The following is a 26232-nucleotide window of genomic DNA, read 5'->3' on the forward strand; positions in this document are numbered from 1 at the left end:
AGATGGAAATGACATATTTTTATGGCTCTCAAAAGAGAGTAATAGATCAAGAATGGGGATCTGTGTCAAGAGAAAAGTTTAAAAAAGAGCAACATCACATCCAATCAGTTTGAAATCCTGAAAGTGAGTGCGGAATGACAGCTACCTGCAACACGGGAAATAATTAATTTAAGAGGAGTTAGTGATGAAGAAAAGCTTGGTGTTTTTACTAAGTGCTATGTTTGTATGTTGTTCGACAACGCTTTTGGCTCAAGACCAAGTATCGGGTAAGGATACGAAATCTAATAAAATGACAAAAGACGATTACGATAACTATTGGAAAGGAAAGGGCAATCCAGACATGTCCGCTGCTGCAGTAGCTATCACTTCGCCAAAATCTGTGTATTTAGAAGAAGATGGGTACATTGTACTTGAATGTGAAGATGCTCAACACAACGAAAATTGGGTGCGCATGGATTCAGGCAAAGGGTATTTTGGGAAAGCTTACTTAAAATATGTGGGTAAAAATCTGCAGGGTAACTTTGACGGACACAATACCGATGTAAACGTCAAATATCAGCAAGACATAGAGGATAGGCTGGTTTTTCCAATACGCATTACCCATCCAGGTACCTACCGCGCTAGATTGCACTTGATTCACCATGATGCTGATGGAGACAATGATGCTTGGGTAAATTTAATGCGCACGCCGCGCCGAGCGACTCGCCTTGGTGGCAAGCAACCCAGTGTTTTCCATTGGAACAAGTTTGGTTGGGATGGCGAAAATCTTTGGAATGGGAAATTTAATACCTTTGAATTTACTGTGCCAGGAGATTACTTTATTTATATTGCGGGTCGTTCAACAGGATTAGGTGCGGATCGTCTTGTGCTTCATCTGGATGATAAACAAGAAATAGCAATGAGCAAATCAACACCGCCGTCTAAGCGAGTAGCTAAGTAGTGGCAGCTTAGGCGCATATGCTGTTTTATTTACTCTCAAGCGCGTCGATATTTTTTTGCACAGACAATTGAATATCTGTAAATACTTGCCGCCAATAACTCAGGCGGGAGGATTTATTGTGGCGCGCATTCCAATACAAGGCTAGTTCTAATTTTTTGTCATCCCACGGTACGGGACTAGTTTGATAATTCTTAAATGCACCTAATTGACAAAACGATGGCAAGGTTGCAATGGTGTCGGTGTCTTTTATCAGGCTTGCTAATGATTCAAAGTCGGATACTTCTAGACGAATAAAACGCTTTGTTCCGATGCGAGCGAGGCGTTCATCTATGCTTGATTTTGGATTCGGACCAAACAGAATACGAGCGTGTGGGCGCAAGCAATATTTTTCGAGCGTGTTGGGTGGAGCGCCAAAGTTGGGATCAGAAAAGATGACATTGCTGGCTCGAATAACCACCTTTTGCATTAGGCCGTCGCCTTTCAGTAAATTAGTGGGAAACAAGGCGAAGTGAACATGGTCATTTTTCAAATTATCAGATAGTTGAAATGCAGAGCCAGTCGGTTCAATGCGCAACTTAAGTTTGGGTGCTCGAATCGCCATTTGTGTCATAAAGGGTTTGATTAATACGTCACGCTCGGCACTATTGGCGGCAATACAAAGTTCACCTTCATCTGTTTTGGGTTCATATTCCTCAGGCTCAGAAAACTCGCTCAGTGTTTGAATCAACATACGTGCTTTGGGGATAAGTGTTTCTGCGCGAGGTGTGGCGATGATCCCTTGTCCTTTTCTGATGAACAAAGGGTCGTTAAAGCGCGTACGCAGCTTTTCTAACCAATAACTGACGGTTGATTGGTTTATTTCTAGCAATTCGGCTGCACGCGTTAATGAACCGCTGTCGTATATTGTCACAAACAGCAGGAGTTGTTTGCCGTCAATATCGAGTCGATTAATTGCTAACATATGGTAGGTATTTTAGGTTACATGACTTAGCCTAATATACACAAATTTGTGCATTCCTAGCAGTATTTTTTGGCTAGGGTTTCAGCGTAATCTAAGACGGGATTGTCGTTGGCAGGTTTGTGGGTGGGCTGGGGGATGGCGAATCAAAATTTGTTTTTCTTGGATGAAAAACCAACGCGTATATGGATATACTTGCCGCGGTTTTGATTCCTCATCCCTCAGCTCACCCTCAAACCTACCTCGACAATCCCATTATAAGCGCTAACAATTATGCTACAGCCACATATTGTGATAACTTTCGGTATCTTCTAATTCGTAAATCAATACTGTTAAATGCCACTCACCAAAACCGATATTGCCATTAATCACATCGCACGCGACGTGGTTAGTGAAAAAATACAAGCTGGTAGCTTGTTAAAAAGCGAGAATGAACTTGCGCTAAGTATTGGTGTGTCCAGAACTTCTATTCGTAGCGCCTTACAAACCCTATCAAACAAAGGCTTGATAAACATCGTCCCTAAGGTGGGTAGCCTTGCTAATGCTGCAGAACAATGGAACTGGCTGGATCAAGATGTATTGCGCTGGGTAACTAAACTGCTTCCAATGGATACGTTTTTGCCTCATTTATTGCAGATTCGCTTGATGATAGAGCCTAAAGCTGCGGCGTTAGCGGCCAGCCATGCAGCAGGGCAAGATTTAGCAAACTTAGAACGTGCGTATGAAGACATGGCGCTTGGTCTTCGGGAAAATGACAGAGTACGGATTAATAGCGGCGATATGGCATTTCATAAGTCTATACTTGCTGCCACCAAAAACCCTTTCTTAATTTCTTTGGGAGATACCCTTACCACTACAATGGCAGTGTCTTTTTCAAATACGCTCGAAAAAAATCTGCAACTGAGTCAGCCTGCGCTACAGGCGCATTTTGTCGTACTTGATGCAATCAGGATGCGCAATGCAGAGTTGGCCAGAGAAACGATGCAAGATATTGTCCTCAGTGCCGCCAATAAATTGGGGCACTCTCTCCAAGCTTCTTAAATTCATATTACGGAAATCGTTTTAGCTTTGATTCGCTTGCCAAACATTGCAATCGCAATTCGTTTGGCATAATTGCTAAGTATGTGAATATCTTGTAATACATGCTAATGTATATGTATTACTAAAATGTTTGTGCAAGGAAAAAAATGAAAATCACAGGTTATCAAACTTACATTGTGCCTCCCCGGTGGGGCTTCATCAAAATTACGACGGATGTGGGTATCGATGGTTGGGGAGAGCCTTGTTTAGAGGGGCGAACCCACACCGTACATGCATGTGTGGACGAACTGATGGAGTATCTAGTGGGTAAAGACCCTCGTGATATAGAGCTGCACTGGAATTATATGCACCGTTCGAGCTTTTACCGCGGCGGGCCAATCATGATGAGTGCGCTAGCCGGCATAGACCAAGCGCTTTGGGACATTAAAGGCAAAGCACTCGATGCGCCTGTTTATCAGTTATTGGGCGGAAAGTGTAGAGATAAAATTCAAACCTATTCTTGGATTGGCGGAGACCGACCAGATGATGTTGTGCGGATGGCACAAGAACGCAAAGCATTAGGGTTTAATGCAGTAAAAATGAACGGTACTGAAGAGCTAAATTTTATTGATGAGTTCTCTAAAGTAGACGCATTGTTGGATCGCGTACAAAGTGTCAGAGATGCAATGGGGAAAGATTTTGGGATTGGCGTTGATTTTCATGGACGTGTGCACAAAGCAATGGCAAAAGTGTTGATGAAAGAGCTTGAGCCTATGCATCTTATGTTTGTTGAAGAACCCGTACTTGCTGAGCATTTTGAAAGTATTCACGAAATTGCTAAGTATGGCGCGATTCCTATTGCCACTGGCGAACGTATGTACTCTCGTTGGGAGTTTAAAACACTGCTTGAACGCGGTGGCGTCGATATTATTCAGCCCGATGTCTGTCATTGCGGGGGCATTACAGAATTGAAAAAAATTGCCTCTATGGCAGAAGCATACGACGTGGCACTCGCTCCCCATTGCCCATTAGGACCCATTGCTCTTGCGTCTTCAGTGCATGTCGATACCACCTGTCAAAATGCGATAATTCAAGAGCAGAGCATTGGTATTCACTATAACAAGGGAAGTGACGTACTTGATTATATTACAAACAAAGAGGTTTTCGCCTTTGACCAAGGGTACTGCCACAATATCGAAGGTCCGGGACTTGGGATTAATATTGATGAAGCATTTATGCAGTCTCAGCACGAATTAGCTAAGACACAAGCTAAGTGGCGCAACCCTTATTGGACAAACGAGGACGGCTCATTTGCAGAATGGTGAGTTAAAAAGTTAAGAGCAGGAGTGGTGCAGTTATTCAGTGAAGCGCACCGACTCCGCAGTGATTTTTCTTTCCCTATTTTTTATACAAAACACCTCAGTAAAACGCTTTGTAGGCCGAATACCTATATTAGTACGGAAACTTTCATGCGCTCGTTCTATTTTTGAGTGCAATTATCTTCACGGATGGCGGCGACTGAGCTAAAAAAGTACATAAGCCCCTTTCATGTGTAGCTTGTCACTTTTTTGTTCAAAGTAATATTCACGTTACGAACAGAGTGAAAGATTGATGACTGCAAAAGCAAAAATATTGGCAAGCATTACTGCGTTGCTATCCATTATCGTCATAAGTATGGCGACGATCAGTTTTATAAACTTCCGATCAAACTCCTTAGAAAACCATAGCCAAAGTTTAACAAACAGCGCAAATTTGATTGCCAGTTCTGTTGAACAGAATATGGGGCGCTACTTTACCACGCTCAATCTTGTCGCCTCACTTTTACCGATTGACGCTAGCGGGAGCATAGACGTAGATTCTACTGTTGAAAAGCTGATATCTACTCAGTCTGAATTGGCTTCGCTAAATGCCTATGTAGGGCTTAAAAGTGGTGTTACTTACTCCGCTGTTAAAAAAGGGGTGATCCCAGATTTTAATGCTAAATCGCTAGGTCGTGAATGGTATACCCGTGTATTTGGTGGAGAAAGCGCCATCATTACTACGCCCTACAAGAGCGCTGCGGGAAATTTGATTATGGCGGTTGGTGTGCCGGTGGTCAGGGATGGTCAAACTGTTGCCGTCTTGTGCGTAAATATTGCTTTAGATACCTTATCAAACTTTATTTCTGAACTGTCGCCAAACAACCAAGTGTATACCACTCGAGGCGACGGCTTTGTGCTGTCGTCTCAGCGAGGTGGCGATATCGGTAAAAATATCTTTGAGATGCTGCCCACTTATCAACAGTACAAAAACGAAACAAACAGCGAACACGAGTATGTGTTTGAAGAGCAGGAACTATTTGTTATTTCCTCAACGCTTGAGCAGTTAAATTGGAAAGTGTGGGCGTGGGACTACAAAGAAAATATTACGGCGCCTTCTCGAGAGAACTTAGTGCTCACTTTTTCAATAGCGGTATCTTTGATATTGGCATCACTTGCCATTACTTATTTTATTGTTATTAAACTGATGTATTTACCTATTGGTGGAGAGCCGAGTGAGATAGAAAGCACGGTTGCCACTATTGCTAAAGGCAACTTGGCTGCCCGCGAAGCAAATGCATCAGATACCGGCATCTTTAGTGAAATATTAACCATGGCTGCCAGTTTGCGGACGATGGTGTCAGCCATCAATCATTCGGCAAAAGAAATTACAAAGGGCAGCGACAGCATGAGTGGCTCTACTCAAAATGTCGCGGATCGCGCCTGTGAACAAATGGAGATGCTGGAAAAAACTAAAGTCGCCATGGACGAAATGGCAATCACCATAAACGAAATCGCCAAAAATGCCAGTAAGGCCTCTGACGTGGCGAACGAAACCTCTGATCACGCGGCCAAAGGCGGCGTGGTTGTTGATAACATGAATGTCAGTTTAGATACCTTATTGGGCACGATTGATAAAGTAGTCGCGGTGACCAAACGCTTGGAAGAAGAAACGCAGAGTATTGGCAGTATTCTTGATGTGATTGACAGTATTTCTGAGCAAACCAACTTACTAGCACTCAATGCTGCGATTGAAGCGGCTCGCGCAGGTGAGCATGGTCGTGGATTTGCGGTGGTGGCAGATGAAGTAAGAAATTTGGCAACCAAAACCAAAGAGAGTACCAGCGAAATTCAGTCAATGATTGGTAAGTTACAAAGTGAGTCAAGTAACTCTTCATCGTTAATGACTGTCATAATTAATGATGCCAACAACACCAAAGAGCAATCATCCGCAGTGAATGCTTCTTTGTCATCTATTCAGGCATCTATCTCAGATATTCTCGATATGAACTTGCAAACGGCTACCGCAGCGGAAGAGCAATCCCATGTGGCAAAAGAGATCAATCAGACCATTTCCAGCACTCGTGATTTAGCAGAGATCACACAACAGATATCGATAGAAACTAAAGAGGAGTCTGCGCATTTAACTACTGTTGCACAAAACCTCAAAGATTCCGTGGTGATATTTAAGTTCTAAGCATGCTGTTCAGCATTTTTAGGCACTCAGAAAGGTATAAAAGAATGATCAACACACGCATTAAAAAACTTGCTGCATGTACTTTGTTGACAGGGATTGTTGCGTGTCAATCTATGGGATATGCACAACAAAGTGAAGACTTAGAAGCCCGAGTAGCGGTGCTAGAAAAGGCACTGGCTGAGCATCAAGACAAGAAAAATGGCTTACATATATCCAATAACCTGCGCTTTGCTGGCTTGGTGCAAATGGATGCCAACTTGTTTGACGGCGTTTACAACACCGACGCTGAGGGTGCGAATGCCTCGGATATCTTTGTTCGTCGCGTACACATTCGATTGTTCCACAAGTTAAATGATGATTTGGATTATGTATTATTGCTATTGGCTGATGACGACAATACCGAGTTTTTGGTCGGCTTTATACGTTACCAGTTGGGCAATAATACCGAATTTCGACTGGGTAAAATTAAAGAAGATAGAAGCTTTTCTGTCGCCTACATTGGTGAAGAACTCACCGGTGAACGGCCGATGGTGACCAATGCATTTGCGACGGCTTTTCAATGGGGCGCACAAGTTCACAGGCTATTCGATAACGGTTTGAGAGTTTCTTTTGGCGCGTTCAAGGACAGAAAATTCAACACCGAAAGGGATGGTTTAGATGAAAATAATTCATTGTTGCTGTCATATAACACGCGTCTTACATGGTCAAAGGCTCGTGAAGACTGGTTGATTCACCTTGGAGCTTCTTATGGCTTAAGGGACGTGGCTGGCGACGGTTTATCTATTAATATGCGGGGCGACGTGTGGAAATCAAATACGCCACTTGCACAGTCGGGTACGCTGCTCTCGGTTGACCATGCTGACATTCTGATGAGTGAGTTTGTGGTGCAAAAAGGCGCGTTTCGTTTTGAGAGTGAATACGGCAGCTTGCAAGCAGAGAGCCTTGACGCAAGCCAAGATGATGCATCTTACAGTGGTTATTACTTTGGTGTGCACTACTTCTTAGATGGTAGAACGCAACAAAGTTACGACAGTAAAAACGCGAGATTTAGGCGCCCCACCAACGAAAACAACGTATGGGAAGTATATGCTCGCTACAGTTCATTGGACTTAGTTGGCAATAATATGGGCACCAAAGCGAATGTAGCAATGCTAGGAGCCACTTACTTCTTAAATCCAAATTTGCATTTTCAGGTGCAGGTGTATGATGCCGAGGTATCAGGCCCAGGGCTGAGCAACGCGCCATTTACTTTACAAGATGGTCGCGTGTTAGACCAAGGTAATGCTATTGCCGCCAGAGCTTCTTATCGTTTTTAAATCAGCTTCACTATGGAGTGTAGTTAGCGTATTCGTTCCATCTAGATTGATTATGCTGCTAAATGAGTCTCTTATTTGGGGATAAGGGGCGGTAGCCGAAAGTCAATTAATGACGACTTTATAATAGACGTGTCTGTGTCTGCGATTTTGTGCAAGGTACTGAGTATATCGTCGAGTTCAGCAACATTCACCAGTGCTAATTTTGCAACATAGCAATCACTACCCGTAACGCGATCGCATGACATAAATCGCGTTTGTTGACAGATGGCTTTTTCGACTGCTTTATGTTGACCGCTTATTGGTTTTATGCGTACTAGAGCGACAATAGAATAGCCTAAAGTTTCGAGATTTATTCGTACGCCAAATCCGTCAATAACTTGCTTGTCCTTGAGACGTTTGACTCTTTCTCCTACCGCTGGCCCAGAGATCTCTAGTTTTTTACCAATATAGCTAAAACTCACCCTAGCATTTTTCTCTAGTGCATTGATGATATCAGTATCAATGTAATCAACCATTCGTGATTTTTCTTTTATCATGTAAGTTACTACTTAAAAGTAAAATATTAAAATTTATAACATATCAAAGGCTAAATAAAAAATATGCTTTTTAAATCGCAGTGAAATTGGAGTTTGTCAAGATGTATAATAAATTTAACAATAGCTACGGGGAAAACAATGGAATTACAACGCATAGCAGCATTCTGTGAAGGTCAACTAGGTGGAAACCCAGCTGGCGTCATGTTGTTGGACACACCGCTATCAAGCAAAGAAATGGCTCGGATTGCAGCCGATGTAGGTTATTCTGAAACCGTATTCGCTACACCATTGTCATTAGATAGAAAAAGCTGGAAGGTTCGTTATTTTTCACCAGAATCCGAAGTCCCATTTTGTGGGCATGCAACTATCGCACTTGGTGCAGCTCTGGGTGAGCGTGAAGGGGAGGGAACTTACCAGTTAGTGCTAAATGATGCACATATAAGTGTAGAGACAGAGCAGACGGAACAAGGGTTTTCCGCTCGACTCCAATCACCAAACACTCACAGTCAAGCCTTGCAAAAGGACGCGTTGTTGAATGTGCTAAATTTATTTTCACTTTCGATTTCAGATCTTGACCCGAGATTAGCGCCTAGTCTCATTCATGGTGGTGCTAACCATATTGCTATAACACTAAAATCCAGACAGCGGTTGAAGTCGATGAGCTATAACTTAGATGAAGGACGGTCGCTCATGCGAGAGTTGGGGATTGTTACGGTGATGCTAGTTTTTATTGAAAGTGAGCAAATATTTAACGTTAGGAATGCGTTTGCTTCTGGTGGTGTATTTGAAGATCCTGCAACCGGCGCAGCTGCCGCAGCATTTGCTGGTTATTTGAGAGACATAAATTGGCCTCACGGAGGTAGCTTTACCATTAAACAAGGGCAAGATATGGGGCAACCTTCGATTATTCAGGTTGATTTAACAAATCAACAAGGCAGTCCTGTATTTGTGTCAGGCTTAGCTCGAACAATATAATGCTGGCTGAAATGTGGTTTTTTCTTAAACGAGATTCGGGTTAACTAAGTCTGCTAGGATAGGTTATCAAAAGGCTATAGATTTGTTCAACAGATTGCAGATAGATTGATAGCAGTCAACAACCAATGTGTTGAAATCAAGCCCGCTTCAGCGGGCTTGGTATTTTGGGGACTTGCGGATTTAATTTAAAACCTACTTCACTATATCATCTGCAGGCACAAGACCTTTGGGGAAGGCTTCTGCCTTTGTAGGTTTCACAGGGTTTTTCTTTATTTTTTGTTTCAACAACTTAATCGCTTCGGCAAGTTGCGCATCTTCACCATTAAAGGTTTGATGCGGTAAATTATCGACTTCAATATCGGGTGAAATCCCTCTGCCCTCTGTAATCCATCGACCATCCATTGCAAAGACTGGGAACTCTGCGACTCGCGCCATGCCGCCATCACTTTGCCTATTTCGACCTGTTAACCACACACCTGCACCTGCTGTTTGTTTTCCGATTACGGTGCCAAGATCTAAAGCTTTAATACCCGCGGTGAAGGTTTCACCATCAGAATAGGTGTACTGGTCGGCCAGCACAACTAAGTGCCCTCTAAAGGTTTGCTGCATGTTGGTGTAGCTTTCTCCATTGGTAAGTTGCCAAAATGACCATGCGCGTCTTAGCAGTTTTTCAATAATCCAGCTGTCTATGTTGCCACCGTTATTGCGCCTTACGTCGATAATCAACCCTTGTTTTTGGTACTGTGCATAAAAGTCTCGGGCAAAGTTTTCAATATCGTTGGCGCCCATTGCTCGAATATGCAGGTAGCCTAGGTTGTCGCTGGCAGCCGAAACCTTTTTCAAATTTTGATTAGTCCAGTCGTAGTATCTGCTGTAATAATCATTCAGTGTAGAAGTGGGTCTCACTATTGTGTTTATCTGTTCATCGCCTCGTATTAGCGTCAATAATACTTGCTTACCTGCTTGATTTTGCAAGGCTTGAACTAGATCGGCGCGGTGTTTAATGGGTTGACCGTTGACCTTGCTGATGATGTCCCCCACTTTTGCATCAACCCCTGGTTTGGCAAGAGGAACCATGCGACTAACTAGTTCGGGGTCACTCGAATAAATTCGGCGTATTTTGAGTCCTTTATCAGTTTGTTGATACTCGGCACCTAATGTCGCTGCACTGGGCATATCTTTGTCGCGCGGGATATCTCCACCTCTTACCTGCGAATGCAATATACTGAGCTCACCTAACATTTGTTTGAACACATCATTTAGTTCGTTACGGTGGGTCAGTCGAGTTAATAGAGGTTGATACTTCTCTTTTACTGCTTGCCAATCGACACCACGCATATCTTTGTCGTATAGCGAGTCGCGGTGCATCAACCAAGCATCGTGGAAAATTTGTTGCCATTCTTTTGCGGGTTCAATTTTGAGTCTCCAACCGCCAGTGAGGACTTTGGTCTCTTTTTCACCTTTTGAAAAGCTGGCTTTTGCTGAGGCTAGAAACATATCTTTGTTCGTGCCGGTTTTTTGAATGAATAGCGTTTTTCCATCATTCGACAAACTAAAATCTTGCACGCCAGTTAAAAAATGGGCGGGTTTGGATTTAGGTGCTAGCTTGATCGACTTCAAGCTTGCTTGACTATTTGGCTCTGTCACTCTGTCCAATACATAAAGGTAAGCACTATTTGCTAAGAGCTTTGAGTAATTCCCCGATGCAACAGGCACCTGCCACAAACGTTGTGAGATCCCTTCCCAATCAACCAGTACTTCGGGTTTTTCAGGGGAATCTTCTGTCTCTGTTGCGCTCGCGTCTTCTGAATCTTTGGACGTGCTTTCTTTTTCCACTTTGTCATTTTTAGACGTATCTTCCTCCAAGGCATCGAGTTCGCTGGGCAATGCAAAAGGAAATTCGGCGTCTTCTTTCAGCGCAATGGCAAATATTTGTCCGCGCCTGTCGAAAGTAAGACCCATATTGCGGTCACCCCAAGGAGAATTTGGGAAGGCGTCAAAATGACGGTCTGATATAAAGTACAGCCAGTCATTGTCCTTGGAAAAGGCCGGTGAATATGATTCATATTTATCGCTGGTCAGGACTTGGCTTGTATCGCTGGTGGTATCGATCAACAATATCTGGCTGCGTTCAGCGCCTAATTTGTTGCGCGTTAAGGCGATAAGCTTACTGTCACTGGACCAGCTCAGAGAGGCAATTGGGTATATACCAAAGTTGTCTGAAAGAATTTTTTTGTTTTCTTTGGTTTCAAGATCTAGCAACCAAAGATCACCGTTTTTATCGTCATGAGCAATTTGTTTGCCGTTTGGTGAAAGATAGAGATTCCAACGAAATATACTGCCATCTGATGTCAATTGAACGGCTTCCTCACTGCCATCGGCTGGGTATTGCCAAATTTCCATTTCTCCCGAGCTGTCGTTTAGGGCAAACACTGATTTTCCATCTTTGCTCAGTATCGCTTGACGAGTTCGAGAGTTAGCTTGTGTGGCGATTTCTACCAGCCTTGAACCATCTGTACCTGCAATAGCCACTCGCCCTCGAGCCGTAAGGACGACTTTTTTATGGTCTCCGGCTTGCTTAGCGGAATTCAGGTAATTCAAGGGTTTGCTTATCCACCGTTCTCTCAATTGCGGAAAGTCAGATGTGAGTTGAATATCGATAGTCGTGCTTTGTTTACTCGCAATATCAAATAACTTGATGTCTGCACCGAGTTGGTAAACGATGCGAGCACCAGATATTCTGGCAGCCATGATTTGCCAGTCTTCGTAAAAAGTAAGTTGCGTCTGGTTTTTGCCATTGAGCTTCATTGACCACAGATTATCACTGCCACTTTGGTTACTGATAAAAAACAGGCGGTCTTCGTATAACATGGGGGAGCGAACCGAGCCTTTATGCTTGTTGGTGAGCTTTTTAGCCTCTTTGTCATTCTCTAAGTTAAATTTCCACAATTCGCCTTTTGCTCCACCTTGGTAGGCTTTGGCGTTGTCACTGGATATTTGCAACCCAAACTGTGTAAAGTAAATCGCACTATTGTCTTGTGCGAGGGTGCCTTCTACAGCATCAGCTAGGGGTACGGTATCAGTCACAAGTGTTTCAGGGTCAACCATTCGCAGTGTCCAATTTCCTGCTGGGCCGACTCGACCGTTGTAGCTGTAAAGAATTTTATTGTCACTTGTCCAAGCATGCACTTTTACGCCCACACTTTCGAAGGTGACGCGTTTGGCAACACCGCCGTGTATGGGCATGACATGTACTTCGGGCGTACCAGAGTAATTGGCAACAAAGGCAATATGACTGCCGTCCGGAGAAATGACCGATTCGCGCTCTTCTGCAGGGTGCGTGGTGAGTCGCTGTGCATATTTCTCACCAATTTTGACCTTCCAAAGATCGCCCTCAGCCGTGAATACCAAAGTATTGTCGTGTAGGGCGGGGTAACGGTAATAGCCTGGCGCGGCCATCGCATTCAAACACACCAAGCATAAAAGAAGAGCACTTAATTTGAGCATAAACCGGCATCCTTTTTTTTGTTATTTTTTTCAATGTTCTCAAGGGGAACATTGCCATTATTTTTGAGTAACGACTTTATTGAACCACAGTCTTTTTAGCGTATAAGTATATGACAAAGCTTAACGGGTTTAACCTCAGTAATTGTTACAATTATTTTTAGAATATGACATGCTAGGTACTGTTTCTATTCAAAAATTAAGGCCTGCTCTATGTTTAAAGCCTGCTCTCTATTGCTCACTAAAGCTATTTGGAAAATAACCGTGCTGTCAACTACTCTGATAACAGCACTGGCTATTAGTGCTGTTTGTCATGCACATCACGATAAAGATACGGTCAATAAATCCATTTGGACTGAACCATATAAATCCTACTGGTATAGTGGGCAAGCCGAATTAAGCTCGTATCGTCTAAAACAAGCACGCTATGGCGAGATCCACGAAGGGACAGCAGTGTTGGTGTATGTGACTGAGCCAGTCAATCCCCAAACACAGATAAAGGCCGATGATTACAATGCGCCAGACAATATCCCTGTACTTAAACTAAATACCACCCGAAAATTTAACACCGGTTTATACCCATATTCGATGATGACCAGCGTGTTTTTTCCGGTGGAGTCGAGAGATCACGCGCTAAAAATTACGGCGAGCACACAAGAGTGGTGTGGGCAGGTATTTACGCAGCTAAATTACCGAGAACAGTTTGAGATCAGTGCTTATTCCTACTTTGAATCCGAAGGCGATTTTTCTGTTGTGTTGCCAGCCAATCACTTAGAAAATGAAATTTGGACAAAATTACGTATTGACCCAAGCGCTTTGCCACAAGGTAATATCCAAATGTTGCCCTCCTTTGAATATCTGCGTTTACGCCATCAGCCAGTCAAAGCCTACGCCGCTAAGGCTAAGCTAGACGAAAAAAGCGAAGAGTATGTCTATACCCTTGAATATCAAGACCTTGATAGAAAAGTCAGTATTCGGTTTGAGCGCGCATTCCCTCACAAAGTCCTCGCCTGGGAGGAACAATACACAAGTGGATTTGGTAAAGACGCTAAGCCAATGACCACCTCCGCCACCTTAATCAATACGATTAACACCGATTATTGGAATAAAAAACGCAATGTTGACAGAATGATGCGCGAACAGCTTGGCTTAGAGCAATAGCAAGGGTAAGTTTGAGAATGAAAGCCTCTTTTATACGCGACTTTGCCAATTCATGTAGATTTAAGGTTTGCTCTTTGCTGACGGGCTTGTGTCTAGTTATGGCGTTTACCTGCAGCACAGTACATGCTTTTGAGAGCGACGAAAACAATCAAGCTGTATTGGAACACGGACTCCTAGTTACAAAAAACATAGCCTATGCTTCTTATGATAAGGGAGAAGTACACTTAGATTTGTATCAACCCGCCGGCAAGGATGTCTACCCCGGTGTGGTTTTAGTGCATGGTGGGGGATGGAGTGGTGGGTCACGCCACGCACCTGGCTATATAAAAACGGCCATCGAACTTGCCCAGCGAGGCTATGTCGTCGCAAATTTAGACTACCGTTTAGCTGGTGAGGCGGCATTCCCAGCCGCTGTTATTGACGTAGCCAGCGCTGTCCGCTGGTTACGTGCGAATGCAAGCAAGTATAAGGTCAATCCAGATAAAATTGTTGGCATCGGTGGTTCAGCCGGTGGGCATTTGCTAGCTATGGTCGCGACTAACGACCATAGCAAAAAGTTTGTGGATCCAAATCACTACCCGCAGATATCGCAGCAACTACAAGCTTCAATTATTCTGGGATCTGGCGTCGATCAAGTCGATATCGTTCACGAATTTGGTAACAACGAGAATCAAATACTGTTTTTTGGTGGGAAATATCAACAAGTGCCTGAAACTTATCGCGAAGGTTCGCCGATAACCCATGTTAGCCCGAACATGCGGCCCATCTATATGATTGACGGTAGTCTGGATTTACCGGGTTGGCGCTACAAAAAATTCAGAAAACGCTTGCACCAAGCGGGTGTAACGCATCAATTTGATATTGTAGAAGGCGCTAAACACGGTGAATGGATAGGCGATAAATTTCGAGCGCAATACATAGACCTTTATGAGCAATTTTTTAAAAAGTACTTATGAGTTTTCTTGCGTGCGTTTATACGTTTTGTTAGGTCTAGTGGTCAAGAGTGAATATGTTGCTCCTCCGGTTCTGCACTAACAAGCGCTCCATCAGTTGATTTTCCAGGGGTTTATAATAGTAGTAACCTTGATGTATGAGGCAGCCATTTTTCATCAGCCAGTTTTTTACATCAGTATTGTCAACACCCTCTGCAACTAATTTGAGATCGAGCTTTTTGGTAAGCATTATTATGGCGTTTACTATTTTGCCGTCCTCACTGTCATGAATAACGTCCTTTACAAATGAACGGTCAATTTTGACAGTTTCAAGAGGCATTTTTCGTAAATGCACTAACGATGAGTATCCAGTACCAAAATCGTCCAGGGCAATGCTGAAACCATTATTTTTAAGTTGTCGCAGTGTTTTAGAAGCCTGTACTGGATCTTCCACTATTGCTGTCTCGGTTAGCTCCAACACCACCCACTTTGGGTCTACGCTGTAATGTAGAAATTTATTTGTAATATAAGCGGATAGATCCGTATCTTTAAATTGCTTCGCAGACAAGTTGATTGATATTTTGACCGAGGCAAAATCTGCTCCGTGATTACGCCAATCGGCAATAGATTGTAGCACTTCGTCAAGCAACCAAGCTGCAAACTTTGCCATCAGCCCGCTATCCTCTATTAAGGGGATAAAGACTTTAGGGCTGATGGTATCAAGATCTGGGTGTCGCCATCTAGCTAGCGCTTCAGCGCCGACGACTTCCATAGTAGCTGCGTTTACTTGCGGTTGATAAACAACCTTAAAAAAATTATCGCGCGGTGTCTTGAGGCTATTGCGGATACAGACGTGAAGTTTAGTTTCGTAGTCTAATTCAGCAGTATAAAATTTGTATTGATTTCTACCGGCGCTTTTTGCTTTTGTGAGCGCAATGTCAGCTTGTTTTAGTAGCTCAGTCGGGTTGGAGTTTTTATCATTAGCAATGGTAATACCTATGCAGCAAGTAACGGATATAGAGCGTTCGTCAAAATAAAAGGGTTCAGCGAGAGCTAGAGTCAGTTTGTCCGCGATTGCCATAACACCTTGGTGTTCGTGCACATTGTTCAAAATCACTGTAAATTCGTCTCCGCTAATACGCGCAATTGTGTCATTTACCCTGAGGGTACTGGACAAACGTTCGGCTACTTTGCGAAGTAAGGTGTCGCCAGTGCTGTGACCAAGGGTGTCATTAACATGTTTGAATTCGTCCAAATCAACAAACATGAGGGCAAATGGCCCTGTCCGATTAATACCTCTAAGTGCTTGCTTGATGCGGTCATTAAAAAACGCTCGGTTAACTAGGCCAGTCAATTGATCTTTTTCCACAATGTCTTTTAGGTTTTGCGCAGCCGTGCGCTCTTTAGTCATATCTCTGAGTGTTAAAATTGAACCGGTAGTTATGCCACCGTCTGAATATAAGCGACAGGCATTTGCATTGACCCAAGTAGTTTTACCTACGGGTGACATCAGTCGGAATTCGCCAGTGTACTTGCCTCTTATTGTGAGATCTCTCTGTAAAGCAGAGAACATTGAGTCCGCTTCATGTAAGTGCAAGCTTTTTTTCCATCCCGTTCCTTTTGATTCGTCAGCTGTCATTTTGCTCAATTCACACCAAGTCTCATTGGCGTATATACACTGCCAGTCTTGATCAAATTGCAAGATAGCTATGGAGGCTAGATTAGTAAGAACTTGAAAATGTTGCCAGTTGCTATGATATTCTTCCGTCAACCTTGTTTGAGTTGGTACGCTGTCTAACACCAAACCTTTTAGTACTTTGTCTCCTTCGTGTAATTTAAATTCACTGATGTCAACTAGTGCAGTTTGTCCATTCGACTTAACAATAGATACTTTATTCATTGACGAACTGTCTTCATCAATCATATTTGTGAGACTGCTTTTGAATGATTTTTTTGAAATTTGGTCTACATCAGTCAGTAAATCGGCGATTTTACTCCCCACAATTTCTCTTTTGGGATGAGCAAATAAGCTTGAAGCTGCTTGATTACATAAGGTAATAATACCGTCGTCATTCACGACAATCACACTATTGCGCATGGTATCTAACAGGCCAGACAGTAGTTCCTGCTTAAATAAGTTATTGGAATCGCTGGTTTTAGTTTGAAACTGTTTTATTTTCTCAGTGCGGCGCAACAAACAATTTGCTGAGGCAATAAACGGACGGAGTCGGGTATCGATATCTTGATCCAACAAACTGGGAGCATTGCATAAAAAAATAATACCGTAAATACGATTGGTATCTACAATAGGTACAGCTAACCAGTCTTCAATAGTTGGATGATAGTGTGGGAATGCGCTGCCTAATTCTGAGATATTTTTGCCTTTGATGCATTGCCTAGACCCTAGTTTGTGTTTTAGTGAAAGCGGAACAACACTACTCGTCGAATAATTCGCATATTCCTCAAAAGTCTTTAAGTTTTCATTGTATTTATAGGATGAAACAAATTCCCATGGTATTTGTACTTCCCTAGGTGTATTGGAGCGATCATCGGGGATCGCATCTTGACATGCATAGACAAAAGCAAAAGGTGCGTCGAACAGTGTTGCTAGTTGAAAACAACAGCTGTTGAGTATTGGTTCGAGCTTTGGAGCATCGACTAGCAATCCCTCTAATACAGAGATAGCCCTTCGAAGGCTCGAATCTGTTCTTTTAGTCATAGGCGAGTGTTTGTTGACATTACAACTTTCACTCTAGGTAGGGCTTTGAGCTAAGTCAAATTAAATCAAATTTTTCAAGCGATTTACGTGATTTATTACCTTAAAAAGGAATATTAATAAAACTTTAGTCTTATAAATAACCTTGAAATCGCTTCCTAAGTATAAAAAATTATATTGCTTAGGAGTGTATACGCTTTGTTAAAAGCGCACTATGATACTTTGTAGCGCTTAATATTATCTAACATGCCATCTGCAACTTTTGATAGTTGATAAGCGGCTGATGCGACTTGTTGTGAGCTATGGCTATTGCTCTTTGATACTTCGTCAACATTTCGTATCGCGTCGGTAATTTGTTTTACTGAAAAGCTTTGTTGTTGTGCAGATTGATCCACATTTTCAGTTAATGATTGCAACTGCCGCATATTGTCAGCGACATGAGACAAAACACGGTTTATATCGTCTGCCAGTTCGACTGATTTTGTAGCGGTTTCTGATCCTGCTGCAATCGCGCTAAATGCTTGATTGGAGCTCTCGTTTAAGTCATCTACCACACTGGCGATTTCTTCTGTCGAATCTTGTGTGCGCTGGGCAAGCGCGCGTACTTCGTCTGCTACGACAGCAAAGCCACGACCTTGTTCGCCAGCACGCGCGGCTTCAATTGCCGCATTTAAGGCAAGTAAGTTAGTTTGGTCAGCGACGGCGCGAATAACGTCGACCATCTTGAGTATTTCGCCCACTTTATCATTCAGCAATTCTATAGTGGCACCGACTTTTTTGACTTCTTCTGCTGTATTGCGGATCCCCATCACTGCGCTCTTAACCGTGTTTTCACCGTCATTGACTGTTTTGGCAGACTCAGCCGCATATTCGGCTAATTTTACAATGCTTTGCAAATCTTCGTTGATACCAATATTCAATGTTTCTGCCGAAATTAAGCTGTTTGAAATGTTTTGTTGTTGTGAGCGAATATTGTCATTAGTCGTGGCGGCAGAGGTAGCGGATTGATGACTAGCCGATGCAATATCGTTTGCAGCAGTTTGAAAAGTATATAAATCGTTTTTAAAACGATGTATCAAATCATTCGTTAGCACGGTGACTTTGCCAAGTTCATCGTTAGAAATATGAGCGATCTCTAGGGTCAAGTCTGCATTGTCCGTGATGGTTCTTAGTTTGTGTTGTAATTCGTTCGACTGTGCTTTACGTATTTTTAATACTAAGAAAGTTGCACCGGCAATGACAATAGTCACAACAAGCAACACGATGTCCAAAATGACAATATTCAAAGCCAGTTGGCGTTCGCTTTGCGCACGCGTAATCAATTGCGAAAATAAGTTATTTACCATATTTGCAATTTCGCCAATTCGCGCTGTCGCTGCACTAAACCAGACTTCGCTATTGTAGTTGAGTGCTTGCTCGGGAAAATTTTTGATTTGCTCTCTATATTGCCAAGTATTTTGCTCAGGTCGACTGTTAAGAAATCCTTCTAACACCCATAAAAACTCTTCCGTCGACAGCATTTTCAGGTCGTGCAATGCCGTTTGCTGCGCATAGCTTAGGGTTTCAAATTTGGTTTTTTGCGCCGGTGTCACGTTTTTTGTCGCAAACAATGTGCTTAATAAGGCTCTTTCAAGCCCCGAGCTCTCTTGCAGTAAAGCGAGTTTGTACAAAATCACAAAACCTTGTTTACCCAAGGCACTGTCCGAGGTATTAACCAATTTGCCATTAAAATCGAGTAAAAGTTGTGTTTTTAGCGAGTATTGTGCGACGTTTTCTGCCGCCGAAATACTCAGTGAATCAACATTTCTGCGAAGTGTAGGGAGTTTATCAACTTGGTCGGAAAGGGGGTGGACAAGGATTGTCTCAATGTTAGGTATATCATTTAACTTTTCGAATGCAAACACGGCAGAGATGGCATTATCGACTTTGTTGCGTTGTGCGCGCAATTTTTCGCCAAACGCCGTCCCCTGACTACTAATAAAGCCAGCACTCATTCCGCGTTCTTTTTGTAACTCGGTGGTTGCGGCATTGGTCAAGACCGCCAAACTCGCTTCCGTCTCTGTTAAAGCTGCATTATGCAGAGTCTTGTATGAGCCGCAGAGCGAAAATAGGATAAATAAAACTAATAGTATTGCTGGCGCTAATGACAGCCCCGCGATCCGTTTTGACAACCATGATTGCATATACAAGTTCCTTTTAATGCGCGGCCAGGGCTACTGCATTGAAGTTGGATAGTTCGTTCACTTACCTTGGTAGTTTGTATATCGGCAACTTTCTGTAAAACTAAAACATTACATCAATTTCAGCTGTTTGTTTTTATACATTGCCTCATCTGCTGCTTTATATAACTCTTCGGTATTCATGCCATCCTTTTCAAACACCGATACGCCAAAACTACAGGAAAAATTACATTCTTCGTTCAAACGTATTTTGTGTACTTGGTTTTGCAGCCGACTAATCACGATTTGCACTTCTGCGTTCGAATCACCAGTAATGATAATACAAAACTCATCTCCTCCAATACGGGCTATCACATCGGTTCCACGCACTGAGTGTTTTAACAGTTTGGCGAGTTTAATAAGAGCTTGGTCACCAGCGGCATGTCCTTGCGTATCATTTATTTGCTTAAAATTGTCTACGTCTACGAATACCAAGTTTAGGGTCTTTTTAAATCGTTTAGCGATAGAAATTTGATGTTCGATTTGTAGCAGAAAAGATCGGCGATTGTGCAATCCAGTGAGCTCGTCAGTAAGTGCCAGCGTCTTCCACATCAGCAGTTCTTCGTTTGATTTTAATGCATCCGTTATTCGAGATTTACCGTAAGCAATAACGTGCTTTGTGCCAAAACCAAGGTAATGGTAAAGCGTCGAAACATAGCTACCGGTAGTTATGGAATTGGCGAGTGCCATAAAATACTCCCGCGTGTGCCCTGATTATAGCAATAACTTGAGAGGGTTGTGTGGTTGTATTGTACAGGTAATACTTTTTTATGTAAGCTTTATTCAAAGGCTCATTGCAAGGAGGAATGTTGTTGATAGAACTGGTATATGTCAGTCGCGCAAGTATTGATTTTTGCGACGATGAGTTAGTAAATTTACTAAAGGTAGCGAGAGCCTTTAATAATAAAAATGGTATCACTGGACTGTTGCTATTTGATGGAAAATCGACGTTTATACAAGTCTTAGAAGGAAGTAGAGTGACTGTAAACAGTTTATTTTCGACCATTGAAAACGATCGCCGGCATGAAAATGTGGAAGTTCTGTCCAAACGATTAGTATTTAGACGAAGTTTTGACCAATGGGCTATGGATTTCAAAAGGATAGAGGAGCAAGATAACAGGAGTTTGGAAAGATTGAATGGTTACATCAATTATCTTAACTCTGCGCAAAGCGAACTTGATAACAAAAAAGGTGTAGGCATTGAGTTACTTCAACACTTTAAAGAAAAAACTAATTGCGCTTGACGAAAAACACATTCATTTTAAAGTATGCTCTGGTAGGTTTACTCACAAATTAACATAACACGATGGACACAACTATGAATTTTGCACGACTACTGCTTTTGCTTGTCATTACATCTTTTTCACTGAATACGCTTGCTAAAGAAGATGCGATAGAAACTGGTACATTCAACAATTTTGCCATATACGGCTATGATACGGTGGCTTATTTTACTGAAAACAAAGCAGTAAAAGGGAACAAAAAAATCACTACAGAATGGCGGGGAGCAGAATGGCATTTTTCTTCGGAAGAAAACAAGGCCTTATTTGTGGCTTCGCCTGAAAAATATGCCCCGCAATATGGTGGTCATTGTGCTTACGCTATGTCGAGAGGCAAATTTGTCGGCATAGATGAAGATGCATTCACCATTCGCGATGGCAAGTTGTACCTCAATTACAGTAAAAGTGTTCGCGAAGACTGGTTGGAAGATCCCGAAGGCTATATTCAAAAAGCCGACATCGAGTACGCAAAAGAAGTGGAACTATAAAAAGACAAATTAGGTTCTTGGAAAGTATTGGGTCGCAAAAGCAAAGTCGTCTTGAACCCATCCTTGGGACTTCAAAAAGGGATTCTTGCCTCGTAGGATCTGTTTTTGCTGCCCGATACGTTTCCGGAACATGGCACATCTATTAATAGACAAGTTACTTGCATAGACTAAAACCTAATGAACGTGCTGTTCATTTTTGTGCTTGTATTGTAGCCAAAGCAATGCGGCTAACACGGGTAAAAAAGTAATGGTGACGATCCACGTTTCAAAGACTTCAGCACTAGGCTCCGGGTAGCGCAAGTCGTATAAATGGAGGCTCATACTCAACAACAGAATCGGCCAGTTAGTGCGATTGATACTTAAGCATAGTAGTGGCATAAACCAAAATGCGTACCAAGGGTAGCCTGTAGGCGACAAGATAAATAGCAAAAAGGCAAGCCAAAACCAATGATTGGCGAGTGCTAAGGGATCATGAGGCCTCACATTTTTGTTTGCCAGCGTTGTAATCAAGTGGCTGAGTGATTGCTTGCCTATAAATATCAAAATGGTGAGTGAGACAAGTAAGCGGCTAAGCTCATTTGGATCTACTAACCAATCTGAGGTGCTGAGTTCGTACGCTGCCACCAAGCCAGAATCAAGGATGGAAAATATAAAACTGTTTACTTGCCAGTATTGGCTGTATTGCTGCAAGCCAGACTGTGAGCTTAAGCTCAGCAGTTGTGGAAGCAGTAACAGTATTGTCAAACTCGCAAAAGCAAAGCAGAAGCCTAAAATAGAGTGAAGGCGATGACCTCTTTCGTATTTGCTCGCAATGTAAACAACCGCGAAGGGGACGAGTAAAACAGGCCAAAGTTTAACGCCAACCGCCGCTGCCAATAACGCACCGGCGAGGGTATAGCGTTGTGTTTGTATCATTAAAAGCGAGGCCAAAATAAAGGGCACTAGTATGACGTCCATGTGTGCAGCATTGATACCCTCAACTATCAACAACGGATTTAACCAGTACAGGCTAATGAAATAGATTGGCCTTCGATAGACAGTTAAGAGTTTGACAAGCAGGTAAAAGCTTATGATTTCGAAAAGGAGCAATAAGCTTCGCCAAATGCTTAAGTCGTAGGGGGCAATGTAGGATGACAAGGCAAAGAAAAACTGTGCCACTGGTGGATAAATGGTGCTGATATCAGGGTATGCAACTCGATAGACAAGTGAATTGACCACGGGCTTTTCCTTGTCTTGTAAAAGACCGGATGGCTCTTGTATCAATAAGCCTTGGGAGTCATTCAAAAAATCATTGGGTGCATGCTTATATGGATTTGCTTTGAGCGTGAGCAGTTCACCATCAAAAAAGTAGCGATAGAAGTCGTCTTCTAGCACGGCATTGGTCGGTATAAATATAATGCGAGCAAGTAAGCCAATGACAAAAATGCTACGAATCGATATCAACCATTTTATTGAGCTAGTTTTTGTTGCGGTGCTTTTTGAAACCTTATTTTCTGGTGAAACATTGTAACTGGCGCTCTGTTTTGCATGTAGTAAGTAGCAGAAAGCAAAAAAGCACATTGTCGCGAATATCATGGACGCAACATAAGTATAAACTTGCGTGTCTTCCCAGACGGCTGTGTAAGCAAATTCGGTGCTAATTAAGACTAATAATAAAATACTCGCGCTAAAAAGCGCGAGTGATATAAATAGGACTTTGTTTGATCGCATATTCCTCAATAAAGAATATCGACGCTGTGTAGGCTTGCTAGAACCAAGCATTATTGCAAAACGGAGGCTTACGAGCCTCCGCGGTATACCGGTCCTGCCGAGCCTGCGCTTGCTCCTGCTCCGTTTACAGGTCTTGTTTGTCTGGGAGGGCGTTGATTCAAGCTTTTCCAATCAAACTTGTGCTTTTGGTTCACACTTGTCACAGCGGCCAACTGCGAAGCCTTGTCACCTTGGGCATAGTCCTGTAGGTGCTTGATCAAGTTTTCATCACTGTTGTCAAACAGTTTTGCTTTGTGCCAAGCCAATAAGCTTGATACGGCAATTTCCGATTTCTTAACGTCGATGTTGCGATCACTGTCAATAAATTTTGCCGCTAACTTAGCTAGTTGTGATTGTACTTTTTTCCCAGTAAAACTTTGCGTGCCAGAGAATCCTTGTCCTCTTACCCCATAAAATAGGCCATAGAGAAATAAAGGTTCGTCCCAATGGCGGGCGAGAATATTGGTTTCGATATCGTTTAAGGACAGGCCGATGCCTTCTACCGTGGCTAATTTTTCAGACCACCAAGCGCCAGCATTATCTGGTGTGCCTTTCTTTTTCTTTAAACGTTTGGCTTGTTTTAAGTTAGTGGCGTACTTTTCGATAACTAGTACGTTATGCAAATTAAGCCAATAGGCCAACTGCTCATTTTTATTAAGTTTAGAAACCGGCACATTTTCTAGGTATGCGCGGTAATCTTTTACAAACTTTAAGGCCGGACCTTGTAACTTGAAAAAGCTATATTGATCTTGGCTACTGCTTTCCGCAGTAATATAGGCCAGTATTTGATTGAGCGGCTGGTGGTCAACTTCAAATGGTTGGCTTTCTACATTTGCTGCCCATCGTTGGTGTATATCGTCTTGAGCAAAGGTATTTGCAGTGACGAAAAATACAACCAAACTCACAACATAACTTAAAAGATTACCTATATGTCTTGTGTTTGTCTGACGACGTGAAAATGGATATTGCATTAGACTACCCTGTATTGTCCAAACTTGAATATGCTGTTTTTTATAGAACGGTATTCGCGCCAGTTTATTTCACTTTAGACTTAAACCTTACTTGCCGTAGGTGCACAAGTAAGCAGTGTCAGTACTGACCTTAACTAAAAACTCCTTATTTGCTTCAACCGTAAACGTTTCACCAGCATTGAACTTTTGCCAGTCGCTTTCATCGGGGAGTTGAACAATAAGTGCACCTGATACCACCGTCATGGTTTCAAATTCGGACGTGCCAAAGGTGTAGTCACCCGGTGCCATTACGCCTACTGTCGCGGGCAGTGATTCACCTTTAAACGCCACTGACTTGACCTTGCCATCAAAATATTCGTTCACTTTAAACATACATTTATCCTCATAGAAATAAGCGTGAGATTGTATAGGAAGATTCTTCGTCGGTATATGATCTAAAGGCATCAACACAAAACGTACATGGCGGTGTTACATCTGGTGCTTATCCCTTGTTTATCGCAAAAACCGCTGCGAGTATCTCCATATACGCTTTGATTTTGCATTTAAGAAAAATAAATTTTGCAACAAACAAGGGAGAAGCGCCATATTTGACCTTGCCGCGACAGAACGCGGTGATGCTATCAACTTTGCCTTTCAATCCAAAGATCTAACATTTACACTTATGCAGTTAGGGTCGATGGGTTTCTAAAGACTCATGTTTCCTAAATGAAACTTAGTCTTATAAAAAGTTAGGATGGGTATAAGTGATGGCTAAATTATCGCTACAAGATCAAATGTTAAAAGCTGGTCTGGTCAATGAAAAAAAACTGAAAAAGGCTAAAAAAGGCTCAAAGAAATCTCGACAGCTGGCTCGAGAAGTAAAGGCAAGTGTAGAAGCCAATAAGAGCGAAAAAGCAGAAAAGGACAAAGCCTTAAATCAAGCACAAAAAGCCGAACTGCTTACCAAGGAAATCAAGGCGCAAATACAGCAGTTGATTGCTTCAAATAAGATAAGTGTATCTGGAGAGCTAAAATATAACTTTAAAGATGGTACACTTATTAAAAGCATGTTGGTTGATACAATAACTCGTCAACAACTGCTGAATGGTATTTTGGCGATAGCACGAGAGAACGACTCCTACGTAGTCATCCCAGGCGTTGTCGCCGATAAGATTGCCGCTCGTGACGAAACACAAATTGTTGAGCATAAAGTACCTGAAGAAGAGATACCGGATGAGGACGATCCCTATGCAGACTTCGTGGTACCTGACGATTTAATGTGGTAGTTGAGCGATACAGGATCGTTAAAAAAGGAGAGTATAATGTATTGGATTGCAGCCAGTTTAGGCTTGTTTTTTACTTGGAAGTACATGGATATCAGCGCTTCATCCATACTATACAGCAAGCTATTGCCCATCGTTTTTGTCTTTTTATGCTTGTCGCTTGCCTTTCGTTTGTTCAGTGCGATTAATTCGCTTGGGACAAGCAAAGGGCAAAGCGCCAATGGTGTTGGCGGCTACTTCGGTAGTGATGGCGGCTCATGTGGCGGCGATCGCGGAGGTGGTGGCGACGGCGGCGGCTGTTAGCTACAATGTTCGTTGCTAGCCCTATTGCCCGTCTTTATCTGTTTCCAATAAAGGCTTAATTTTAGGGGCTTCGTCGGCTTCTTTTTGCTTTTGGTCTTTTTTGAATTCTCGATAATCATCCTTGTATTCATCGATAGTGACGTTTTGCCCTTTGAGGCAGTTTATCTGAGCCATACCGACATATTGCTCACAGCGCTGCATTCGCAGTTGATGCTCATTATTGACTGCTTCTTTGCTCATACAAGCTTGGAGCCCTAAAATACACATGCTCACTATCACAAGCTTATTTGCATGTGTTTTTACTAATACTTTCATTGTTTGTCACCGACGGGATAAAGAAACAGCTTTATAGTAGACCGGCGAAATCAATTTTAATTCCATTTGCCTGTGCACAAACGCGGTTTGTC

General features: G+C 42.6%; 22 protein-coding genes. 12 read left to right on the plus strand and 10 right to left on the minus strand.

Going from position 1 to position 26232, the window contains the following annotated elements; all coding sequences use genetic code 11:
• The first annotated feature begins 184 nt into the window (after nucleotides 1–184).
• Nucleotides 185–940: a hypothetical protein gene (locus ACFOHL_RS14760; protein ID WP_376921010.1), complete on the plus strand. Its 756-nt coding sequence runs from the start codon at nucleotides 185–187 to the stop codon at nucleotides 938–940.
• A gap of 25 nt (nucleotides 941–965) precedes the next feature.
• Here the strand turns inward: ACFOHL_RS14760 and ACFOHL_RS14765 are convergent, their stop codons facing one another.
• Nucleotides 966–1901 carry a LysR family transcriptional regulator gene (locus tag ACFOHL_RS14765; RefSeq protein ID WP_376921011.1) on the minus strand — a complete coding sequence of 312 codons (936 nt, stop codon included), beginning with the start codon at nucleotides 1899–1901 and terminating at the stop codon, nucleotides 966–968.
• Between the two features lie 333 nt (nucleotides 1902–2234).
• Between ACFOHL_RS14765 and ACFOHL_RS14770 the strand changes: the two genes are divergently transcribed.
• The 4 genes from ACFOHL_RS14770 (at nucleotide 2235) to ACFOHL_RS14785 (ending at nucleotide 7729) form a co-directional block, all read left to right on the plus strand.
• Complete coding sequence (locus ACFOHL_RS14770) at nucleotides 2235–2939, plus strand: FadR/GntR family transcriptional regulator (protein ID WP_376921012.1); 705 nt, start codon at nucleotides 2235–2237, stop codon at nucleotides 2937–2939.
• 146 nt (nucleotides 2940–3085) lie between these two features.
• Nucleotides 3086–4243, plus strand: a complete 1158-nt coding sequence (dgoD, locus tag ACFOHL_RS14775; RefSeq protein WP_376921013.1) for a galactonate dehydratase — start codon at nucleotides 3086–3088, stop codon at nucleotides 4241–4243.
• 286 nt (nucleotides 4244–4529) lie between these two features.
• Nucleotides 4530–6413 carry a methyl-accepting chemotaxis protein gene (locus tag ACFOHL_RS14780; RefSeq protein ID WP_376921014.1) on the plus strand — a complete coding sequence of 628 codons (1884 nt, stop codon included), beginning with the start codon at nucleotides 4530–4532 and terminating at the stop codon, nucleotides 6411–6413.
• A 44-nt stretch (nucleotides 6414–6457) separates the two neighbouring features.
• A complete protein-coding gene (locus ACFOHL_RS14785) occupies nucleotides 6458–7729 on the plus strand; it encodes a porin (protein ID WP_376921015.1) in 1272 nt (423 codons plus the stop codon).
• Nucleotides 7730–7800: 71 nt separating this feature from the next.
• On the opposite strand, the gene ACFOHL_RS14790 is transcribed toward ACFOHL_RS14785, so the two are convergent.
• Entirely contained in the window at nucleotides 7801–8265 is a 465-nt protein-coding gene (locus tag ACFOHL_RS14790; RefSeq protein ID WP_376921016.1) for an Lrp/AsnC family transcriptional regulator, read from the minus strand.
• 138 nt (nucleotides 8266–8403) lie between these two features.
• Here ACFOHL_RS14790 and ACFOHL_RS14795 point away from each other — a divergent pair, with 138 nt between their 5' ends.
• Nucleotides 8404–9240 carry a PhzF family phenazine biosynthesis protein gene (locus ACFOHL_RS14795; RefSeq protein WP_376921017.1) on the plus strand — a complete coding sequence of 279 codons (837 nt, stop codon included), beginning with the start codon at nucleotides 8404–8406 and terminating at the stop codon, nucleotides 9238–9240.
• A 192-nt stretch (nucleotides 9241–9432) separates the two neighbouring features.
• Here ACFOHL_RS14795 and ACFOHL_RS14800 read toward each other — a convergent pair whose 3' ends face one another.
• Nucleotides 9433–12747: a S41 family peptidase gene (locus ACFOHL_RS14800; protein ID WP_376921018.1), complete on the minus strand. Its 3315-nt coding sequence runs from the start codon at nucleotides 12745–12747 to the stop codon at nucleotides 9433–9435.
• A 210-nt stretch (nucleotides 12748–12957) separates the two neighbouring features.
• Here ACFOHL_RS14800 and ACFOHL_RS14805 point away from each other — a divergent pair, with 210 nt between their 5' ends.
• On the plus strand, nucleotides 12958–13905 hold the full coding sequence (locus ACFOHL_RS14805) for a hypothetical protein (RefSeq protein ID WP_376921019.1): 948 nt from the start codon (nucleotides 12958–12960) through the stop codon (nucleotides 13903–13905).
• A gap of 17 nt (nucleotides 13906–13922) precedes the next feature.
• Entirely contained in the window at nucleotides 13923–14861 is a 939-nt protein-coding gene (locus tag ACFOHL_RS14810) for an alpha/beta hydrolase fold domain-containing protein (RefSeq protein ID WP_376921020.1), read from the plus strand.
• Nucleotides 14862–14895: 34 nt separating this feature from the next.
• Here the strand turns inward: ACFOHL_RS14810 and ACFOHL_RS14815 are convergent, their stop codons facing one another.
• The 3 genes from ACFOHL_RS14815 to ACFOHL_RS14825 all read right to left on the minus strand — a co-directional run bounded on the left by ACFOHL_RS14815 (nucleotide 14896) and on the right by ACFOHL_RS14825 (nucleotide 20462).
• On the minus strand, nucleotides 14896–17556 hold the full coding sequence (locus ACFOHL_RS14815; protein ID WP_376921021.1) for a sensor domain-containing protein: 2661 nt from the start codon (nucleotides 17554–17556) through the stop codon (nucleotides 14896–14898).
• A 209-nt stretch (nucleotides 17557–17765) separates the two neighbouring features.
• A complete protein-coding gene (locus tag ACFOHL_RS14820) occupies nucleotides 17766–19736 on the minus strand; it encodes a methyl-accepting chemotaxis protein (RefSeq protein ID WP_376921022.1) in 1971 nt (656 codons plus the stop codon).
• Between the two features lie 108 nt (nucleotides 19737–19844).
• Complete coding sequence (locus ACFOHL_RS14825; RefSeq protein WP_376921023.1) at nucleotides 19845–20462, minus strand: GGDEF domain-containing protein; 618 nt, start codon at nucleotides 20460–20462, stop codon at nucleotides 19845–19847.
• A gap of 116 nt (nucleotides 20463–20578) precedes the next feature.
• Here ACFOHL_RS14825 and ACFOHL_RS14830 point away from each other — a divergent pair, with 116 nt between their 5' ends.
• Both ACFOHL_RS14830 and ACFOHL_RS14835 read left to right on the plus strand, forming a co-directional pair.
• On the plus strand, nucleotides 20579–21016 hold the full coding sequence (locus tag ACFOHL_RS14830; protein ID WP_376921024.1) for a BLUF domain-containing protein: 438 nt from the start codon (nucleotides 20579–20581) through the stop codon (nucleotides 21014–21016).
• Between the two features lie 74 nt (nucleotides 21017–21090).
• Nucleotides 21091–21540 carry a YHS domain-containing (seleno)protein gene (locus ACFOHL_RS14835; protein WP_376921025.1) on the plus strand — a complete coding sequence of 150 codons (450 nt, stop codon included), beginning with the start codon at nucleotides 21091–21093 and terminating at the stop codon, nucleotides 21538–21540.
• A 174-nt stretch (nucleotides 21541–21714) separates the two neighbouring features.
• Here the strand turns inward: ACFOHL_RS14835 and ACFOHL_RS14840 are convergent, their stop codons facing one another.
• From ACFOHL_RS14840 to ppnP, 3 genes are all read right to left on the minus strand, one after another.
• Nucleotides 21715–23250, minus strand: a complete 1536-nt coding sequence (locus tag ACFOHL_RS14840; RefSeq protein ID WP_376921026.1) for a hypothetical protein — start codon at nucleotides 23248–23250, stop codon at nucleotides 21715–21717.
• Nucleotides 23251–23318: 68 nt separating this feature from the next.
• Nucleotides 23319–24260, minus strand: a complete 942-nt coding sequence (locus tag ACFOHL_RS14845) for a DUF547 domain-containing protein (RefSeq protein ID WP_376921027.1) — start codon at nucleotides 24258–24260, stop codon at nucleotides 23319–23321.
• Between the two features lie 87 nt (nucleotides 24261–24347).
• Entirely contained in the window at nucleotides 24348–24632 is a 285-nt protein-coding gene (gene ppnP / locus ACFOHL_RS14850; protein ID WP_376921028.1) for a pyrimidine/purine nucleoside phosphorylase, read from the minus strand.
• 374 nt (nucleotides 24633–25006) lie between these two features.
• Between ppnP and ACFOHL_RS14855 the strand changes: the two genes are divergently transcribed.
• Together ACFOHL_RS14855 and ACFOHL_RS14860 are read left to right on the plus strand one after the other, a co-directional pair.
• The gene (locus ACFOHL_RS14855; RefSeq protein WP_376921029.1) at nucleotides 25007–25525 is read left to right on the plus strand and encodes a DUF2058 domain-containing protein; all 519 of its coding nucleotides are present in this window, start codon (nucleotides 25007–25009) and stop codon (nucleotides 25523–25525) included.
• A 36-nt stretch (nucleotides 25526–25561) separates the two neighbouring features.
• Entirely contained in the window at nucleotides 25562–25825 is a 264-nt protein-coding gene (locus ACFOHL_RS14860) for a hypothetical protein (protein ID WP_376921030.1), read from the plus strand.
• A gap of 21 nt (nucleotides 25826–25846) precedes the next feature.
• Here the strand turns inward: ACFOHL_RS14860 and ACFOHL_RS14865 are convergent, their stop codons facing one another.
• Nucleotides 25847–26140 carry a hypothetical protein gene (locus ACFOHL_RS14865; protein ID WP_376921031.1) on the minus strand — a complete coding sequence of 98 codons (294 nt, stop codon included), beginning with the start codon at nucleotides 26138–26140 and terminating at the stop codon, nucleotides 25847–25849.
• Between the last annotated feature and the right edge of the window lie 92 nt (nucleotides 26141–26232).

It is taken from the genome of Agaribacter flavus, assembly GCF_042646125.1.
GTDB lineage: Bacteria > Pseudomonadota > Gammaproteobacteria > Enterobacterales > Alteromonadaceae > Glaciecola > Glaciecola flavus.